A 17,399-nucleotide genomic window follows, 5' to 3' on the forward strand; every position below is an offset into this window, starting at 1 on the left:
GGTTAACATCTGAAAAATAAGAATACATCGGATAGAATGGAACTGGTATTGGATAGATGGGATCATCAAAAAATCTAGAAGTAAGAAAGATGCTCAATTCGTTCTTACTATCTTAGTTGTCACTCGTCTATGAAAAAGTTCAGCATATTAGTCCTTGTTCTATTATTCTCTTGTAGTGAAAAGAGCAATCCCTCCTTAGAAATCAACCTATTTGATTTGCCTGTATCTGATCAAAGCCTCACTCCCAACCTCTATACATCAGAAAATGGAGATGTCTACTTGTCATGGCTAGAAAGGACTGATGAAGGTGTAGCATTTAAGTTTTCAATGTTAGAGGAAAGTGAATGGACCCAGCCAAAACTTATTAGTTCGGGAAATAACTGGTTTGTCAACTGGGCAGATTTCCCTTCCTTCATTGCGAATGAAAACACGCTATCCGCCCACTGGCTACAAAAGAGATCTGAGGGTACTTATGACTATGACATCCGTATTAGTCAATCGCAGGACAATGGGATTACATGGTCAGAATCATTCATTCCCCATAATGACGGTATCTCAGCAGAACATGGCTTTGTAAGCATGAGAGCCTTACCCAACAATCAGAATTTTGCCACTTGGCTAGACGGTAGAAATACAAAGGTTAGCCATGATCACGAGCATGGCGGTTCAGGTGCCATGACACTCCGTGCTGGCATTTTCGACTCCCAAGGAAAGATGTTATCAGATTGGGAGCTTGACGATCGTACCTGTGACTGTTGTCAGACGAGTGCCGCCATGACAAGTAAGGGAATGATTGTCGCCTATCGCGATCGATCGGAAAACGAAATTCGTGATATATATGTGACCCGGAACCTAAGCGGAGAATGGACTGAGCCGAAGCCAGTATTTAATGACAATTGGGAAATCAGTGGCTGTCCAGTTAATGGCCCTTCAATCACAGCGAGTGAAGACCGGGTTGCTTTAGCCTGGTTTACTGCGGCAAAAGGGTATGCGGAAGTTAAAATGGCGATATCCTCTGACGCTGGAGATAGTTTCAATGCTCCTAAGGTAATTAGCCAAGGCAATACCCTCGGTAGAGTAGGCATCTCATTTCTCTCCAACGATACTTTAGCGATGAGTTGGCTGGAGACTAATGACGACATTGCTAATGTTATGCTTGCGCTATTCGATAAGAATGGAAATGAAATCATCAGGCAATCAATTGCCCAAACTTCGGTGGCCAGAGCAAGTGGATTTCCCGTCATTAGTCATAAAGGCGGGAACGTAGTGCTGGCGTGGACAGAATCTCAAGATGGTCAGTCGGTGGTCAAAAGTGCTGAAATCAAGTTATTATTATAATTGGACCTCCTTAAACTGAGCTGGTTTAGAGTGTGTACCAACCCACAATATTCACGTAACATGCCTGTATTCAAAATTATGCGATTCCGCCTCTAGGAGTTGAACTATTCAAAGACCTTTTACTAATAAATTTCCTATTTGCTTGAATTGATCTTAAAAACTTGTTGGAATGATTTTTTTGCTATTTCTTCGCTTAAGTATTGAACTAAAAGACTTGTTTTCAAGTTTATAAAGATAATCTAGAGGTTCCATAGCCTCTGGTATTGTGTGTGTTTATTGGCCACCCCGATGATGTTGGGGTGGTTTTTTTATTCTTAGATTTGTACAAATGTCGTGTACATGTCAGCTTGATTGTCAAGAAATCAAAACACTCAACCATTTGTTAGTCTACTCGTACACCCAGAAAACTTGCCAAAAATGACCAAAACTTATTTACTGCTACTCTTAGGTATTTTTTTCATTTCATGTAGCCCGAAGCAAAAAGAATCTACGACCGAAGAACCTAGGTCCAAGGTGCAAGAGGTAATTGACAAATCAATTGACTTCCATCAAATGGGAGGCTTAGGAAATGCAGAGTTCTCACTAACATTTCGTGATATAGACTATACATACGTCAACAATAACGGCATGTATGAATACACTAGAACTCAAATAGACAGTCTTGGTGCTACTGTCCTTGACAGAATGGATAATGACACGCTGATTAGGTATACCAATGGTGCAGCTACTGATGTGATTGATGAGAAAAGAGCAGCCTATACTCGCTCAGTCAACTCTGTGATCTATTTCTTTAGACTACCATTCGGGTTGAATGACCCCGCTGTAAACAAGACCTATCTGGGAGAAACAGAAATAAAGGGCAAAACTTATCATGAAATAAAGGTGACTTTTGAGCAAGAAGGTGGTGGCGAAGACTTCGATGACGTTTTCTTATACTGGTTCGATACTGAAGATTATAGCATGGACTACCTGGCCTACTTATACCATACCGATGGTGGTGGCATGCGCTTTAGAGAGGCAATAAATGCCAGAAGAGTAAATGGTATGTTAATACAAGATTACATCAACCTCAAGCCGGAGGATGAATCCATTGACATCATGACCATCGATGAACTCTATAATGATGGGAAGTTGATCGAATTGTCAAAAATCATTAACGAAAATGTAGTGATCAAGTAGGTTACCGTAAACGCAAGTCAACCTTCATATTTGAGTCTAACCTAAAAAGGCATTTCTTAAAGCTCGGTGGCCCAAATCTCGTGCTTGGATTATTCGAAAAACCATAGCGCTCTTTGGGTATTCCTAAAAAGTTCGTGTCCAATTTATCATTCGAATTTCCATCATGATAGACTGTTACCGCGTATTGATTTGCCTCTAAGTTTGGCAATTCCACCTCCATTGTTATACCTGTCACTTCGTATTCACGATAATAACTACAGTCGCTCATAAACTCATTTTTATCCGTGATTAGACATAAGCCAATTTTCCCCTTGACCTTCTTAATACCTGTGATCTTTACTTGAAGAGTGTAATTTTCATTCGTTTGTGTCAAAACCGTGTTCATCGAAATTGAACAGAGCAACATAATAACCATTGTTTTCATAGGACCTTATTTTGATACCTAGTTACATACAGATCTGTCGATTAGCGTCCAAACTTATCAGCTTAGCCCTCTTTGACTTCTTTATGACCATAGAAATAATTGTGTCTTTTCTATCCACTTCGGATTGCGTAATATCGAGGCATGAAACAAAAGGTTAATATTGGTGTGGTACAGTCAGCACCTGTCTATCTGAATGTTGAAAAGTCATTGGAGAAGGTAGAACATCTTCTAAAAGAAGCCAGTGCCCAGCACGCAGACTTGGTCAGTTTTGGTGAGACGTGGTTTACCGGCTACCCAGCCTGGATAGACTATTGCGATGAATACGCCAAATGGGATTTTAAACCAACAAAAGAAGTATTTGCAAAGACTTACGCAAACAGCTTAGATGTCAATGGACCTGAAGTGGCTCAAATTGGTAAGTGGGCCAAAGAACTGGGACTTGTAGTGGTTATGGGCATTAATGAGAAGGTCACCTCAGGACCAGGCAATGGCACTATCTACAATAGCCTTTTGACTTGGAATGAAAAAGGTGAGTTGGCAAATCACCACCGAAAATTGATGCCTACTCATACTGAGCGATTGCTTTACGGCCAGGGTGATGGTGCTGGACTGAAAGCCGTTGACACAGCCATCGGAAGAGTTGGAGGCCTTATCTGCTGGGAGCATTGGATGCCATTGACTCGGCAGACCATGCATAACTCTGGTGAACATATTCATATTGCCGTTTGGCCGAAAGTTCATGAAATGCTCCAAATTGCTACTAGATCATACGCATTTGAAGGCAGGTGCTTTGCAGTGGGCGTTGGGCAAATCATGCGTGTCAAAGATATTCCAGACGAACTGGTCTTACCTGATGACCTAAAAGATAAACCAGAGCATATGCTCCTCAATGGAGGCAGCTGTATTGTAGGACCTGACGGTCATTATATTATGGAGCCTGTCTGGGATCAAGAAGGTGTCTTTACTGCTCAAGTTGACTTGAACCGTTGCTATGAAGAGAAAATGGCTTTGGATGTTACTGGTCACTACCAACGAAATGACGTATTTCAATTAGACGTCAATCACAGAAGATCATAAAAAAAGCCCCGACCCCCGAAGTTTCGGGGCGGGGCTTAACAATGTTTTTCAAACAACACCTATTGGCAGCCTTCTCTTTCAAAGATCTTCTCTTCGTATTCAGAAGGATCAATCACAAACTTAGTACCGGCAGTTTCGGTGGTAAATCCTGAGAGGGTATACTTGTGCATTGTACCAAAATCATCAAGTAGGGATAATGATAGGATATCCTCCCCTGTTGTTTCAATATACATTTGCACATATGTCGTTTCCTCTGTAGGCGTAAGCGTAAGGGTTCTTCCTTCAATCCTTGATCTATGACCTGTACCGTAAAATATGGTCAACTTCCCAAAGTCAATCATGGCTTCAGAATTCTTACCGGGGCAGAAATACATGATTTGGGAATGGTCTTCTTCTTTAGTGCCCACGTACTCAGTCTTTCCATCATTCAGCCATGTTTCATTAGGACCGAATTTGAGTATATACTTCTCTCCCTCAACTACTAAGACTCCTTTCTGCGTATTTGAGAATCCCATTCTGTCATTACTCGTCTGATAAGTAATGTCGACTTTATAGTTAGGTATAGCAGCATATTTATCAAAAAGTATCTTAACCCTATTGCTTGCATCTTGTGCTTGGGTATTAAAAGCAAATAGTGCCAGAGTTACTAGCAAGCATAATTTCTTCATTGTTTTCATGTCAATATGATTTTATCGAAGCCGGTAATGAGTCGATGCTTTACTTATCTATACCGTATTGAGGAGTTCAAAAATAAAAAAATCCTGCGAATTTCCACTCGCAGGATTTAATACTATTGATTGTTTTGAATTAATTCTTTCGAATATAAATATTGCCATTTCTGGTTTTCATGGTTACCTCAGCACCACCACCATTCAATGCACCTTGCACCCAATTTTCAAACTTGATAGATGTTCCTCCTCTACGTTCATCTCTATTTCTAGTAGGCTTTGTTTGGATTAAACTAAATGACTCGAAATCTGTATAAATCTCTCTATTCGTTCTCATTTTAGTCGAAAACTTGGTTCCAGCTGGAACCGTGATGTCTACATCACCATTATAGGTATCGAAGTTCATTGGCACGTCAGCAGTCACCGAAGTGAATGTTGCTTTAACAGCACCATTATAAGTGGATGCTGATGCTGACCCACCGATATTCAATAAGGTTATAGGACCATTATAGCTTTCTACATCCAGTTCTCCATCGATATCTTCAACATTGATATGTCCATTATTATAGCTGCGCAGCTTTAAGTCAAAGTTTTTTGGCACTTGAATTTCAAAATCGACACGAGAATTCCAGCCTTCATTTTCAACCTTCACATTGTTATTACGTTCCGAAGCTTCAAAATTGAAACCACCATTGCTGATCAATCTCATCCCATCCTTAGAAGTATTTTTATCAACTTTCTTTCCGTATTTGGTCATTTTAACCTTCACAACACGACCATCATAGCCGACAATTTTGATCCTTCCGTTTCTAGACTCAACATTAAGAGTTCCTCTTTCTCCAGGACTTGTCAATGGAATTTCTACTTCCTGTGTGGATTGCTCTTGCAGTTGACCTTCATGTTTATGGTCATTTCCAAAGCTTCCTATTACGTGCTCAACAGCCGTTTCAGCAATGCGCTCTACACTTGCCTCTAACTGGCGTGTATCTACTTTTACATCTATATCTTGTCCTAAAGCTGGCTTTATCATTAGCCCAGCTATTAAAACCATCAATATTGTTTTCATATTTTTCATCTCGTTTTTCCTTTTTTTTGATTACATGATTTTGTTCACACTCTCACGCAACGTTGTTTTCACTTCCTCAGGAGTATACTCACCCTCAATAATTTGATTAAACTCTTTTACTGCTTTTTGCTCTTGCAACTCAACCATCAGTTCGGCCAAGGCCAACTGCATTAGTGGAGATTCTTGTTCTGATATACTATTTATCAAACCCTCTCTAATCGCTGGATCGTCAGCATATTCAGACAACAGGTTCAAAGCAGCCATTCGCACGTTAGTACTCTCATCATTGTTAAGGGTTACAAACATGGCATCAGTTACTTCCTTATTGGAACTCACTAGTCCACTACTCATTTGTACCCCTTTGAGCCGCTCAGATACAGACTCTTCTTCTAGCATAGCCATAGACATCATTTGCTGCATTTCAGACATCTGGCTTGATAGATTTTTTAACTCGTTTTGATAAGCATTGCCTGAAAAACCTCTTCCCGCCACAACTCCAATCAGCAGTACAGCCATGCCAAATGCTAACCTTCCGCTGTTAGTTCCAAAGAGCAATTGCCAAACACGCTCAAGGCTCCATTCTCTCTTATTAGGGCTCGGCTGCGCCTTTGCATCATTCAACATCCGATAGAAATTGTCGGTCATTGCAACAGATGGCTCTGGCGTATCAGCGGTTTCCATTTTCGTCTGGAGCACTTTAATTGCTTCGACTTCGGACATATCAATGTGCCCCTCGGCAACGTAGGTATCGAACTCACGCTTTCTCTCAGTCGAAAGATTATTGTCGATATAATCAGTAATGAGTGACATATATTGCTCGTCCATATCCTTACTTTTTCTTGCTAATTCTTATATCTCCGTTCAAAGTCTCAAACTCCATGGTTGGTCCGCCCTTACCAAGCTGGTAGCCATTAGAATTTGATATCTTATACATAGTGCCATTCTTTCCAGAAGTTTTTGAGACTTTAGGTGCGAGCTTAGCATTAAAATCTAAGTCACTGTACACCTTACCCCATTGGGTCTGAAAATTGAATACCCCATTGGCATTCTCCGGAGTTTCTATAAGTATATCTCCATTTACTGTATCGAAACTGCCGAACTCAGTGGGCATTTTTACATAGGACACCTCTAGTACACCATTGACCGTACTTGCTTTGGTATCGCCCTGAATGTCTTCCAATGTCACATCGCCATTGACGTTATTGGCATAAATGTTTCCCTCAACATTTCTTATATCTAGATCGCCTTGGTTGACAGTAGATATCTTAACGCTAATGCCTTTAGGTACTTTGATTATATAGTCAAACTGAAAGTCATAGTTTACCCTTCTCCTTTTACCATTCCAATTCCACCCACATGCAAGAGGATCATCTCTCTCTATAATTTCTTGATTTGGCGACTGCATTAATACTTTTACATAGTCATCACCTTCATCGACCAGCATTTTCAGTTCTTCCATACCTTGCTTCACATCGCCTTGAGACCTCCCCTTTATCTGCTTTTTTAGTTCTAGTTCAATAGTGCTTCCATTGTAGGCTTCCACTGTAACACCTCCATTAATATTGCACAGGCAAAACCAAAAGTCGGCATTAGCATCTGTTACATTGAAACTCTTTTTTATTGTCTCAGTATCCCTTTGTGCCATCACAGTGGATGATAGCATTAGCATGACCAGTATGTTCAATAGATATTTCATCATTCTTTATTTTAAGTCCCTTGTGAATTCACAACTTCCAACTTCTCGTACTGTGCCTTCAAATCCTTGAGGGCCCGAAAGATTCTCACTTTGACTGCGCTCTCAGTAATCTCCAAAACCTCTGCAATATCCTGATACTTCATACCTTGATATTTACTTAGCACCAATACCTCTCTTTTGTCTTCCGAGAGCCTGTTCATTGCCAGCTGCAACATGTCAAGTTGTTCTTCCTTAATTCTTTTTTCCTCTGCATTGAACTCATCTCTGAAATACTTGTCAGTTACTTCCGGATCTTCTTTATAGCCCATTTTCTTTTGCTTCTTATAATGGTCGGCAAAAAGATTTCTAGCCATGTGATACATCCAGGTGGTAAACTTGCCATCTCCTTTATAGGTATGACTGTATTTCATAATTCTCACAAACACATTTTGCACAAGATCCTCACTAATGGCGCCATCAGCGGTCAAACGATAAAAGAACCCATAAAGAGGTCTATTATGTCGCTCGAAAAGCAACCCAAGTTGATCAAGTTGACCAGCTTTAACCTTGAGCATTAATGTGTTGTCTGAGAGTGAATCCAATATTTTATGTTAAGAATTCAGTGGGGGAAACTCTACCTTTTAAGAATGGTTACAGGCAATTTAAACTTTTTTTTAGGGCATGTCACTTACTTCATTCAGAGCAGGCCGAAGAAACCACCTATCGGGTAAAAACTCAACGACAAATTCATAGCTAAGAGAAAGCCTTTAGAATGACATAAAGAATCTCCCATTCATTGATTTATTTAATTGGCAATTGGATATTAGCACCTCATGAAACAGACACTTACATTTATTTTCGGTATCTTATTGTTGCAGTCATCTTGCAATCCAAAAACAACCCAAAAAACTGAGACCCTTGAACATTGGACTGACACTCTGTATACCGACAAAAGTGACCCTAATTACTACGAATGGTCAATTGTAATATCTGACTCTGTCAACAACAAATTTCCGATTTTCGAGATGGGTCAAAAACAAACTATTAAAGTAGAGGTATCTGGGTTGGAACGATACCCAGTGATCTTGCTTAATCCTAAAAACGTCCAAATTACTCAGCAGGATTCGATTCAAGGGACCTTCAATATAATACCAAGTCAATCATCTTTTTCTTTTGAAGTGTGGCAGAACTTCGGAGAAAATCATGTCTTTCAGAAATTCAAACTAGATACAGGGTTCATGGTTGAAAGTATGAATGGACCAGCGTTAATTGGGTGGACAGAACTGCGAGCACGATAATTAGGAAAGTGTAAATCCTGAAACAAGTTCAGTATGACGTAAACCAAAAGAAATGCAAATTTTATGTAGGTACCGATATTTGTTTTTCAACGAGGAAACCTTAAATTGAAATACCTATCAGACCAATAACCCAATTTCAATTACCCCAATGGAATTAACTAAAGAACAATTAGAAGTACAGATTGCTGACTTAAATGGCAAACTAACTGGTGACATGTTTAGTGACATGGACATCAAAGACGAAATCCACAACCTTACAATGAAGCTCAATGGTGTTAAGCCAATGGATTCTAGCTTTGATTGCGTAGGTTGCGGTAGTTAATCATGAAGAAAGCACCTTTTTCAACCTTAAACTTAGAGCCGTTATTGGCTCTTTTTTTATTCTTATGCTTGGCATCTTGTCAATCCAATAAGGAATATGTCGCTACGGAATTACCTGCCGATGAGCCTTATTTAATTGTCCTGGGTGTTGCTCAGGATGCCGGCTACCCCCAAGCTGGTCAACAGAAAGAATGGGACCTCATAAAAGAGGGCAAGGCCAGAAAAACATATGCCGTATCTCTCGGTTTGATAGACCCCGTGAACAATCAGCGTTGGTTGTTCGAAGCCACCCCTGATTTTAAGGAACAGCTTCAGCTAATGGATCAGGTATCAAGTACAGATAACTACCCTTACGATGGAATATTCCTAACTCACGCCCATATGGGACATTATACAGGGTTAATGCATATGGGTAGAGAAGCAATGGGCACTCAGAACACACCGGTGTATGCGATGCCAAAAATGCATGAATACTTAAGTACCAATGGACCTTGGAGTCAACTAGTCTCTTTAGAGAATATTGACCTTAAATCTATAACCAATCAAGAGCCCACTACCATCGGATCGTTCAAGGTGACTCCTTATCAAGTACCTCACCGTGATGAGTTCAGCGAAACTGTTGGATTTAAAATAGAATCCAACGACATGTCCATTCTCTTTATTCCAGACATTGACAAATGGGAGAAGTGGGATATGGATATTAAGGAACTCATTAAGTCAGTAGACACAGCACTATTAGATGCTTCATTCTTCAAAAATGGAGAAATCTCTGGTCGAGATATGAGCGAAATACCTCATCCATTTGTTGAAGAAAGCATGAAGTTATTCGAAAACCTCTCTGCTGAAGATAAGGCTAAGGTTCACTTTATTCATTTTAATCACACTAATCCCCTACTCTTCAGAGGCAGCCCTGAACATCAGTCCGTTATTGACGCTGGTTACAAAGTTGCAAGAGAAGGACAGATATTTACCTTCTGAAACTCGATTCCCATTTTTAGAATCAAGGTCAAATTTGAGAATCTAATACTCATTTCAATTGCAAGAATACACCCTATAGACTCCAAAACAGTCTTTATCCACTAAGGCATACGAGTTGCATAGTTAGTTTGAACTAAAACAATCTAATTATGGATATCGATTTCGAAAAATACTACGACCAGGCGGTTGAGCTAATAATGCAACGTGGACCAAAAATCATATTGGCCATTCTAGTTCTAATCATTGGTCTCAGACTTATAAAATTTGCGGTCAAGCTTATTAACAAAGCCTTTGAAGCGCGTAATATTGATGTGACGCTTCGTCCATTCATTTCAAACCTTATTAACTGGATTCTCAAAGTACTGCTCATCGTAACTGTTGCCGATATGATCGGTATAGAGAATACCTCTTTTGTGGCTATAATTGGTGCCGCAGGTTTAGCCGTTGGTTTTGCACTTCAGGGAACACTGGCAAACTTCGCAGGTGGCGTATTGATTCTAATATTCAAACCATTCAAAGTAGGAGACCTTATTGAAGGCCAAGGACACTTGGGTGTGGTAGAAGAGATTGAAATCTTTGTGACTAAAATTCTTACTCCAGATAATAGGTTAGTTATCATTCCTAATGGAGCCTTATCGAATGGAAGCCTCAAGAACCTGACGGCCAAAGACAGTGTAAGAGTAGACTTGACCATCGGCATAGCCTATGATGAGGATGTAAAGCTTGCCAGAACCCTATTGGTAGAAGTAATGAAGAACCATGACAAGGTCGTTGCTGAACCTGCACCATTTGTAGGAGTAGCAGAATTAGCGGACAGCGCCATCAACCTGGCAGTGCGCCCATGGTGTAACCCAGCAGATTATTGGGATGTATACTTCGATGTCTTGGAAGGCTCCAAAGATGCCCTAGACAAAGCAGGTATTACTATTCCATTCCCACAAAGAGATGTGCACTTGTATCAGCATAATGGATAATTAAAAACTTATTAACACCCCGATTAGGCCTCTTCTTATTATTAAGAAGGGGCTTTTTTTGTCTCCTACCCTCAACTCATTACAGTTCAAAGTAAATTCTTGTTTATTATTTAGAAAAAATAATTATATATAATATGATTTATTTCATGATAAATTATTTTTGTATATTCAATTCAACAACTATACCAAAAGGGGCCTAGCCCTCTTTCTCGAGAATGAAGAAAGAGCAAAAACGTTTTTTTGACTTTACTCTTGCTACTTCTTCATTGAGTTGCTCACCAAAGAGAAACACCTAAAGTCTTGAAAAAGAATAGATTGCGAATAATTAAAGAAAACTATGAAATTCAAAAACATCTTAACATCACTAGTTTTACTAGTGGCAATTGGTCTAAGTACTAGTATAAATGCTCAACAGGGAGACCCATGTGAATTACCAGATGGGTGGACATGTGGAAGTATAAAAGGTAAAATTTATTGGACTGAATTGACATGGACTCCATATGGCCCAATGCCTATAACAGCCTCAAGAGACTGCTGTTTGTCAAGTGTAGCATCTAATGGATGTAACTCAACGGGAATTGGTTGTGCAGATTTATCACCACGTTAAAAGGACAATATGAAAAAGAAAATAAGTATAGTTTTAATGGGAATTGCATTCCTTATGCTAACATTCGTAAATACAGGAAGAGATGCGACAGCCGCTCCTATGAGGGCCGATTGGATGACGGGCGCGACAATGTCAGTTGTATGGGTATTTCAGGGCATACCAGGAGCTCTTGGAAGATACAATTGTTGCGCACATTCAGATCCGGATAATGCATGCAACAAGGATTCACAGGGCAATTCCTCTTGTGATGGATGGAGAGATAGTGATTGGTTCATTCTCACATTTCCAGATCGTACATAAAATGTAAAACTTGGGCTGACATTCAGTCAGCGCTTAAAATTTGTCGAAATTAAATGATGCAGAACTTAAAACGCTATTATTTCGCTTTTATCATAATACTCCTATCTAGTTGTTCAGATAGAAAAGAAGAAACGGACAAAATAGTAATTAATGTAAATGCAAAAACAGAACAACTTCCCTTGTCTGAAATTATCACTCGGTTGGATTACATTCCCCTCGAGAGTGGTAATGCTTCTTTCATTGGTGCTATATCAGATGTTCACCTATTTGACAAAAAATACTTTGTACTGGATGTAGGTAGAGAGCAGATAACAATTTTCACTGAAGAAGGTGATTATAATGGCAAAATAAAGTTTATCGGAAATGGACCCGGTGAATATTCCAAAATTGATTTTTTTGATATAAATGAATTCGATAAGACTATAGACATTTTCGATATTCGAAAAGGAAAAGTATTACGATATGACTTATACGGCACCTTTGTCGAAGAAATACGAGCAAGGATAATTTGTAGAGATTTCGAAGTTACTCAGAAAGGAAATTATCTATTCTACTCTCCAGACGAAGTAAATGAAACTGCCGACCACAAGACTTTGGGAACAGGAATAATCTTGATGAAAAGAAATGAAAATCCAAAGCTTATTGCTGAACTAGGTAATGTTACTTATCATCCAATTCTTACCGGAGACTCCTTTGTCCAGCACAAAGACAAAGTTTACCTTTTTTCTAACTACACAAATACTATTTACGAAATAAATGAAGATCAAATCCCTCGTGAAATTGAACTAGATTTTGGTATAGACATAGATCAATCTTTTTTCACAAGTGTTAATCATAATATTGAAGACATAAGATTTCCCTATTTAAAATTAAATCCCTTTGTCCTTCACGAAAATTTAGGTTTCACTTACATATACAAAGGAAAAGATAACTCAGTCCTAATTGATTACAATACAGGGAAAAGTAAGACATACAGAGGGATAAAGAATGATCTTGATGGTGGCTTTTTTGTTATTAACGGTCATCCCGTTAATAATGGATCTAATTACATTTCAATTCTTGATTCTGATATAATGAGCCAGTATGAAGAATATATTTCGAAAAATCCTAAAGTCCCATTCAAGTCTGATAAACTTGATAGTTTAAAGAGTGTTATGAAATTGAATAACAACAATCCAATTCTAGTATTTGGTTCTACCCTATAGAAATCGCATTACCTATAATTGCTTCTTTCAAAAAGAACCAGTCGATATAGAACATCTTTTATAAAACTAAAAAGCGGCTCCGATACATCGGGGCCGCTTATGTTATACAACCACAGTAAACCACTCTACTTTATTTCTTTAATTTATCAAGGGCTTCTTGTGCTCTAGTAAAATGAGGGTTTAAGGCCAATACTTTATTATACTCCTCTATCGCCTTTGCTTTATCCCCATTGGCTTCATAGGCTCCAGCGAGGGCATAGTGTGTTAAAAAACTCTCTGGATCTATTTGAATACCAAACTGACCAATTTTAATTGCCTCACTATGCTTGCCTGCTCTTGTCAATTGAAGAGTAACATTCACAATTGTTCTTCCGCCAAAGGAATAAGTATTCTCATCTTCTCCATATTCTCGCTCCAGTGATTTGTATTTTTGGATAGCTGACGCAGCGCCCTCATTGTTCGCTATTGCCACCATCATTCCACTAATCCCTTCGCCCATACCCATTATAGACAGGCTTACTCTAACATTTTTCGACAGTGCCATAGATCCCAAGGATGGAAGGGCATTGTCCCAACCTCTCTTAGGTATACCAAATTCGAGTCTATTAATATTTACCTGTCCACGAACCGCAATTCTGGGTTCTCCAAATACCCAAGCCAGAGGTTCGGGGTGCGTTCTCTCAAAAGGTATCTCTAACTGAACTGTCTTACCAACCATTGTGAATGTACCAATCATTACCAGCTGACCCGCCCGCTGTTCTACTCTTTCACTCTTAAAGGTGATTTCTGGAAACTCGGCAGCATTGAAATATCCAGGTCCCTGAAGGTCTGCATCCCTTTCATTATCACCGGTATTAAGACTGGACACTCTTATAGAAACATTTGCATATAAAGATGTCAAATCATTCGGGCTCTTATATCCGATAATTCCGGAGAATTTATCAAACCTCCCCTCAATGCGTGTGATTCCTCCAGCAAAACCGACTGAGAAAGAAATTGCTGATTCGGGATTGTTTAGTGGTAGTTCCTTGATCTGACCATTCGTAAGAAAAGGTCCTAAAAATAATATTACCAGCGTAATAATCTGCTTTTTCATTGTTTGAACAGTGTTTTGATTTATTCCTCAGGATACGATCAAAACACTACAAACAGGCAGCTATTCTTTTAGTATGTGATGAGTGTTATTTATAAAGTGGTGACTCTTATTACTGACTCAGAACTCTCTTCCAAGAATCCCCATATCTTTTGCTAGTAGTAAAGTCAGAACCATCAATTAAAATAAGCGTATAATCTCCATTGACCTTATGCTTAAAAGACTGGACCTTCGATAGGTTCACAATTGTCGATCGATTAAGTCTCACAAATTCTTGACCAACCAAATTCTTGGTAAAACTCGTAATTGTTTCTCTGATAAGGATAGGTTTCTCATTGGATAACTGGAGCTTAACATAATTCCCAGCTGCAGTTACAGCAATTAAATCAGACGGATTGATAAAGGCATATACTCCATCATGTTTAACCATTAGTCTATCTTCTTTTTGTTTAGTCTCATATTTTGGCTTTTGATCTCTGGTTCTAGCTTTGGAGACTTGATCCAGTAGATAAAATGCAGCTAGCATAATCACAAATGTCAACGCACTATCAAACATTCCTGGCACTAAGACCGAGTCCATTTTGACCACATTGTCAATTATCGAACCATCGATATACCCCATGTACTTTCTGAAAGCGGCATCAAGCGTAAGGGCTGTAGCTCTGTGAAAAGACCCTAATATTATAGCTAAGACTAAAAGGGAAGTTCCCTTGAAGATTAGGGAATGACGACTTCCAAAGACTTTTCGATATATGAAGTATAAAACAGGGGTTAGCAACACCCACGTCCAAGCCGTTGCTAAATGATGAATTGAAAGATGAATCCAGGAAGTAGAAATGTCTTGAAGCTCATAATAGAAATCAGTCTTCGTGGTAAAAATTATAGCAATTATCGTCCAACAGAAAAAGGACATTAGCAGGGGCGACTTTTTACCATAAGTCGGTTGGGGTTCTAGAGTTATCATACATTCACGACAGGGAACAATAAGAACTTACTCGATAGCTGTATCTTAGGTTTCATTTAAACAAAAAAAGGGCCTCTAAGAAAGAGGCCCTTTTTTTGTTTATCTCAAATCGTTACCTACCCGATAGATACTCTTTTGAAAGCAGAAACTGTCAAACCTTTGTTTACAGAATCAAGGTACTGAGCAACAGATTGCTTGGGCTCTTTCACGAATGACTGGCTTAGCAATGTATTCTCTTTGAAGAACTTCTGAAGCTTACCTTGTGCAATTTTGTCAAGGATCGCCTCAGGCTTACCTTCTTGACGTGCCTGATCTCTTCCGATTTCGATTTCTTTCTCAACAACAGCTGAATCAACACCGTCTTTGTCAAGTGCTACAGGATTCATAGCTGCAATTTGCATTCCTACGTCTTTACCAGCATCAGCAACATCAGCATCACCAGCGCCTGTCATAGCTACTAGTACACCAAGTTTACCATTAGAGTGAATATAAGAAGCAACTTTCTCACCAGAGATAGTTTCGTAAGCCGTAACGGCAAGCTTCTCACCGATCTTACCCAAAAGCTCAGTTACTTTAGCTTCAACAGTAATATCGCCTAAGTTTAAAGCATTCAAAGCAGCAAGGTCAGCAGGGCTGTTAGCCAATGCAGCATCAGCAATCTCGTTACCTAAAGCTTGGAAATCATCATTCTTAGCAACGAAGTCAGTTTCACAAGTAAAAGCTACCAAGTGAGCAGATGAACCATCTTCACTAACTCTTACAAATACACTACCTTCTTTAGTTTCTCTGTCAGCTCTTTTTTCAGAAAGTTTTTGGCCCTTCTTTCTAAGAATTTCAATCGCTTTGTCAAAGTCGCCTTCAGCTTCTACCAATGCCTTTTTACAATCCATCATACCGGCACCGGTCATTTGTCTTAGTTTATTAACTTCTTGTGCTGTAATAGCCATTTTTATAGTGTTTTATTAATTACAGATTGGTTAAAACAAAAATTGAACATCGAAGCGAATCCAATGTTCAATTTTGATTATGATTCAATCAAATATTATGATTCTTGTTTTTCAGGTTGCTGATCAACAGCTTTCTTTTCCTCCTCAGCTCTTTCTCTTTCTCTCTCCTCTTTGTCTTCCTTACGGGCAGACAAACCTTCTTCGATAGCTTTTCCGAAAGCTTTAGTGATGATTTCAATAGACTTGAATGCATCATCATTGCCTGGGATAGCATAATCAGCTTTAGTAGGATCAGAGTTAGTATCGCAAAGTGCAAAAACAGGAATGTTCAATTTCTTAGCTTCTGCCACTGCAATATGCTCTCTCTTTACATCGATCACGAAAAGTGCCGCTGGCAATCTAGTTAGGTCAGAAATACCACCTAATAATTTTTCCAACTTAGCTTTCTCACGGGTCTTCATTAAACGCTCACGCTTTGCAAGTGCTCTGAAGCTTTCGTCTTTCATTAATTTGTCAATACCTGACAATTTCTTGAGAGACTTTCTCATGGTAGCAAAGTTTGTTAGCATACCACCTAACCATCTTTCCGTAACGAATGGCATGTTCAATCTTTGTGCTTCTTCAGAAACGATAGCTCTCGCTTGCTTCTTAGTTGCTACAAACATCACCTTTCTACCAGAACGAACGATGTTCTTAACAGCATTTGATGCTTCTTCGAGGCTGTTAAGGGTTTTGTTAAGATCGATGATATGGATACCATTCTTCTCCATGAAGATGTAAGGTGCCATACGAGGATCCCACTTTCTCGTCAAGTGTCCAAAGTGAACACCAGCATCAAGTAAGTCTTTATTTGTAATTTTCGACATTATATAACTTGATAAAAATTCTAATTAACGTTTCGAGAACTGGAATGATCTTCTCGCTTTTCTTCTTCCTGGCTTCTTACGCTCAACCATTCTAGGGTCACGTGTCATGAAACCTTCGCTTTTCAAGGCAGGTCTATGCTCAGCATCCACTTCGCAAAGTGCTCTTGATATAGCTAGTCTAATCGCTTCAGCCTGACCTTTTGGTCCGCCACCATCTACATTTACTTTGATATCAAAGTGTGTAGCCTGATCAACTTTTACTAAAGGCTGTCTTACAATAATTTCTAAAACATCAGAGTTAAAGTAGTCTTTAACAGTTTTGCCATTGACATTAATGTCGCCATTACCTGGCTGCATGTATAGTCTAGCTACAGATGTCTTTCTTCTTCCAATTGTATTTGTTACGTCCATTGAAGCGA

20 protein-coding genes are annotated in these 17,399 nt (G+C 39.2%); 9 read left to right on the forward strand and 11 right to left on the reverse strand.

The window, feature by feature from the left end; all coding sequences use genetic code 11:
- Nucleotides 1–129: 129 nt before the first annotated feature.
- Complete coding sequence (locus J4E76_RS17680) at nt 130–1,338, forward strand: sialidase family protein (protein ID WP_208506122.1); 1,209 nt, start codon at nt 130–132, stop codon at nt 1,336–1,338.
- A gap of 417 nt (nt 1,339–1,755) precedes the next feature.
- On the forward strand, nt 1,756–2,517 hold the full coding sequence (locus tag J4E76_RS17685) for a DUF6503 family protein (protein WP_236017540.1): 762 nt from the start codon (nt 1,756–1,758) through the stop codon (nt 2,515–2,517).
- A 1-nt stretch (nt 2,518) separates the two neighbouring features.
- Here the strand turns inward: J4E76_RS17685 and J4E76_RS17690 are convergent, their stop codons facing one another.
- Nucleotides 2,519–2,941, reverse strand: a complete 423-nt coding sequence (locus J4E76_RS17690) for a DUF2141 domain-containing protein (RefSeq protein WP_208506123.1) — start codon at nt 2,939–2,941, stop codon at nt 2,519–2,521.
- 141 nt (nt 2,942–3,082) lie between these two features.
- Between J4E76_RS17690 and J4E76_RS17695 the strand changes: the two genes are divergently transcribed.
- Entirely contained in the window at nt 3,083–4,018 is a 936-nt protein-coding gene (locus J4E76_RS17695; RefSeq protein ID WP_208506124.1) for a carbon-nitrogen hydrolase family protein, read from the forward strand.
- A gap of 59 nt (nt 4,019–4,077) precedes the next feature.
- On the opposite strand, the gene J4E76_RS17700 is transcribed toward J4E76_RS17695, so the two are convergent.
- The 5 genes from J4E76_RS17700 to J4E76_RS17720 form a co-directional block, all read right to left on the reverse strand.
- Nucleotides 4,078–4,686 (reverse strand): hypothetical protein, encoded by a 609-nt coding sequence (locus J4E76_RS17700; protein WP_208506125.1) that lies wholly within the window; start codon nt 4,684–4,686, stop codon nt 4,078–4,080.
- 139 nt (nt 4,687–4,825) lie between these two features.
- Entirely contained in the window at nt 4,826–5,752 is a 927-nt protein-coding gene (locus J4E76_RS17705) for a hypothetical protein (protein ID WP_208506126.1), read from the reverse strand.
- Nucleotides 5,753–5,782: 30 nt separating this feature from the next.
- Nucleotides 5,783–6,577: a hypothetical protein gene (locus J4E76_RS17710; protein WP_208506127.1), complete on the reverse strand. Its 795-nt coding sequence runs from the start codon at nt 6,575–6,577 to the stop codon at nt 5,783–5,785.
- A 4-nt stretch (nt 6,578–6,581) separates the two neighbouring features.
- On the reverse strand, nt 6,582–7,448 hold the full coding sequence (locus J4E76_RS17715) for a DUF4097 family beta strand repeat-containing protein (protein WP_208506128.1): 867 nt from the start codon (nt 7,446–7,448) through the stop codon (nt 6,582–6,584).
- 11 nt (nt 7,449–7,459) lie between these two features.
- Complete coding sequence (locus J4E76_RS17720) at nt 7,460–8,002, reverse strand: RNA polymerase sigma factor (RefSeq protein WP_208506129.1); 543 nt, start codon at nt 8,000–8,002, stop codon at nt 7,460–7,462.
- A 258-nt stretch (nt 8,003–8,260) separates the two neighbouring features.
- On the opposite strand from J4E76_RS17720, the gene J4E76_RS17725 reads away from it, so the two are divergent.
- From J4E76_RS17725 to J4E76_RS17750, 6 genes are all read left to right on the forward strand, one after another.
- On the forward strand, nt 8,261–8,725 hold the full coding sequence (locus J4E76_RS17725; RefSeq protein ID WP_208506130.1) for a hypothetical protein: 465 nt from the start codon (nt 8,261–8,263) through the stop codon (nt 8,723–8,725).
- A 148-nt stretch (nt 8,726–8,873) separates the two neighbouring features.
- Nucleotides 8,874–9,047 carry a hypothetical protein gene (locus J4E76_RS17730; protein ID WP_208506131.1) on the forward strand — a complete coding sequence of 58 codons (174 nt, stop codon included), beginning with the start codon at nt 8,874–8,876 and terminating at the stop codon, nt 9,045–9,047.
- Nucleotides 9,048–9,049: 2 nt separating this feature from the next.
- The gene (locus J4E76_RS17735) at nt 9,050–10,024 is read left to right on the forward strand and encodes an MBL fold metallo-hydrolase (RefSeq protein ID WP_208506132.1); all 975 of its coding nucleotides are present in this window, start codon (nt 9,050–9,052) and stop codon (nt 10,022–10,024) included.
- 149 nt (nt 10,025–10,173) lie between these two features.
- A complete protein-coding gene (locus J4E76_RS17740; RefSeq protein WP_208506133.1) occupies nt 10,174–10,998 on the forward strand; it encodes a mechanosensitive ion channel family protein in 825 nt (274 codons plus the stop codon).
- Between the two features lie 616 nt (nt 10,999–11,614).
- Nucleotides 11,615–11,905, forward strand: a complete 291-nt coding sequence (locus J4E76_RS17745; RefSeq protein WP_208506134.1) for a hypothetical protein — start codon at nt 11,615–11,617, stop codon at nt 11,903–11,905.
- Nucleotides 11,906–11,961: 56 nt separating this feature from the next.
- A complete protein-coding gene (locus J4E76_RS17750) occupies nt 11,962–13,110 on the forward strand; it encodes a 6-bladed beta-propeller (RefSeq protein WP_208506135.1) in 1,149 nt (382 codons plus the stop codon).
- Nucleotides 13,111–13,240: 130 nt separating this feature from the next.
- Here J4E76_RS17750 and J4E76_RS17755 read toward each other — a convergent pair whose 3' ends face one another.
- The 5 genes from J4E76_RS17755 to rpsI all read right to left on the reverse strand — a co-directional run bounded on the left by J4E76_RS17755 (nt 13,241) and on the right by rpsI (nt 17,391).
- Entirely contained in the window at nt 13,241–14,206 is a 966-nt protein-coding gene (locus J4E76_RS17755; protein WP_208506136.1) for a YceI family protein, read from the reverse strand.
- A 109-nt stretch (nt 14,207–14,315) separates the two neighbouring features.
- On the reverse strand, nt 14,316–15,116 hold the full coding sequence (locus tag J4E76_RS17760) for a LytTR family DNA-binding domain-containing protein (RefSeq protein ID WP_208506137.1): 801 nt from the start codon (nt 15,114–15,116) through the stop codon (nt 14,316–14,318).
- A 167-nt stretch (nt 15,117–15,283) separates the two neighbouring features.
- Nucleotides 15,284–16,114 carry a translation elongation factor Ts gene (gene tsf, locus J4E76_RS17765; RefSeq protein ID WP_208506138.1) on the reverse strand — a complete coding sequence of 277 codons (831 nt, stop codon included), beginning with the start codon at nt 16,112–16,114 and terminating at the stop codon, nt 15,284–15,286.
- Nucleotides 16,115–16,209: 95 nt separating this feature from the next.
- Nucleotides 16,210–16,980 carry a 30S ribosomal protein S2 gene (rpsB, locus tag J4E76_RS17770; protein WP_208506139.1) on the reverse strand — a complete coding sequence of 257 codons (771 nt, stop codon included), beginning with the start codon at nt 16,978–16,980 and terminating at the stop codon, nt 16,210–16,212.
- A 24-nt stretch (nt 16,981–17,004) separates the two neighbouring features.
- Nucleotides 17,005–17,391 carry a 30S ribosomal protein S9 gene (rpsI, locus tag J4E76_RS17775; RefSeq protein ID WP_208506140.1) on the reverse strand — a complete coding sequence of 129 codons (387 nt, stop codon included), beginning with the start codon at nt 17,389–17,391 and terminating at the stop codon, nt 17,005–17,007.
- Between the last annotated feature and the right edge of the window lie 8 nt (nt 17,392–17,399).

Origin of the sequence: Roseivirga sp. E12, from assembly GCF_017592825.1 — a bacterium.
Taxonomy (GTDB): Bacteria; Bacteroidota; Bacteroidia; order Cytophagales; family Cyclobacteriaceae; genus Roseivirga.

What these genes read in the sequence shown, in the direction of transcription:
- J4E76_RS17710 (WP_208506127.1), bottom strand. Translation starts at nt 6,577, where the DNA reads ATGGACGAGCAATATATGTCACTCATTACTGATTATATCGACAATAAT.
- J4E76_RS17735 (WP_208506132.1), top strand. Translation starts at nt 9,050, where the DNA reads ATGAAGAAAGCACCTTTTTCAACCTTAAACTTAGAGCCGTTATTGGCT.
- J4E76_RS17725 (WP_208506130.1), top strand. Translation starts at nt 8,261, where the DNA reads ATGAAACAGACACTTACATTTATTTTCGGTATCTTATTGTTGCAGTCA.
- J4E76_RS17760 (WP_208506137.1), bottom strand. Translation starts at nt 15,116, where the DNA reads ATGTCCTTTTTCTGTTGGACGATAATTGCTATAATTTTTACCACGAAG.
- J4E76_RS17720 (WP_208506129.1), bottom strand. Translation starts at nt 8,002, where the DNA reads ATGCTCAAGGTTAAAGCTGGTCAACTTGATCAACTTGGGTTGCTTTTC.
- J4E76_RS17695 (WP_208506124.1), top strand. Translation starts at nt 3,083, where the DNA reads ATGAAACAAAAGGTTAATATTGGTGTGGTACAGTCAGCACCTGTCTAT.
- rpsB (WP_208506139.1), bottom strand. Translation starts at nt 16,980, where the DNA reads ATGTCGAAAATTACAAATAAAGACTTACTTGATGCTGGTGTTCACTTT.
- J4E76_RS17705 (WP_208506126.1), bottom strand. Translation starts at nt 5,752, where the DNA reads ATGAAAACAATATTGATGGTTTTAATAGCTGGGCTAATGATAAAGCCA.
- J4E76_RS17690 (WP_208506123.1), bottom strand. Translation starts at nt 2,941, where the DNA reads ATGAAAACAATGGTTATTATGTTGCTCTGTTCAATTTCGATGAACACG.
- J4E76_RS17745 (WP_208506134.1), top strand. Translation starts at nt 11,615, where the DNA reads ATGAAAAAGAAAATAAGTATAGTTTTAATGGGAATTGCATTCCTTATG.
- J4E76_RS17750 (WP_208506135.1), top strand. Translation starts at nt 11,962, where the DNA reads ATGCAGAACTTAAAACGCTATTATTTCGCTTTTATCATAATACTCCTA.
- J4E76_RS17680 (WP_208506122.1), top strand. Translation starts at nt 130, where the DNA reads ATGAAAAAGTTCAGCATATTAGTCCTTGTTCTATTATTCTCTTGTAGT.
- J4E76_RS17740 (WP_208506133.1), top strand. Translation starts at nt 10,174, where the DNA reads ATGGATATCGATTTCGAAAAATACTACGACCAGGCGGTTGAGCTAATA.
- J4E76_RS17685 (WP_236017540.1), top strand. Translation starts at nt 1,756, where the DNA reads ATGACCAAAACTTATTTACTGCTACTCTTAGGTATTTTTTTCATTTCA.
- J4E76_RS17730 (WP_208506131.1), top strand. Translation starts at nt 8,874, where the DNA reads ATGGAATTAACTAAAGAACAATTAGAAGTACAGATTGCTGACTTAAAT.
- J4E76_RS17715 (WP_208506128.1), bottom strand. Translation starts at nt 7,448, where the DNA reads ATGAAATATCTATTGAACATACTGGTCATGCTAATGCTATCATCCACT.
- J4E76_RS17755 (WP_208506136.1), bottom strand. Translation starts at nt 14,206, where the DNA reads ATGAAAAAGCAGATTATTACGCTGGTAATATTATTTTTAGGACCTTTT.
- rpsI (WP_208506140.1), bottom strand. Translation starts at nt 17,391, where the DNA reads ATGGACGTAACAAATACAATTGGAAGAAGAAAGACATCTGTAGCTAGA.
- tsf (WP_208506138.1), bottom strand. Translation starts at nt 16,114, where the DNA reads ATGGCTATTACAGCACAAGAAGTTAATAAACTAAGACAAATGACCGGT.
- J4E76_RS17700 (WP_208506125.1), bottom strand. Translation starts at nt 4,686, where the DNA reads ATGAAGAAATTATGCTTGCTAGTAACTCTGGCACTATTTGCTTTTAAT.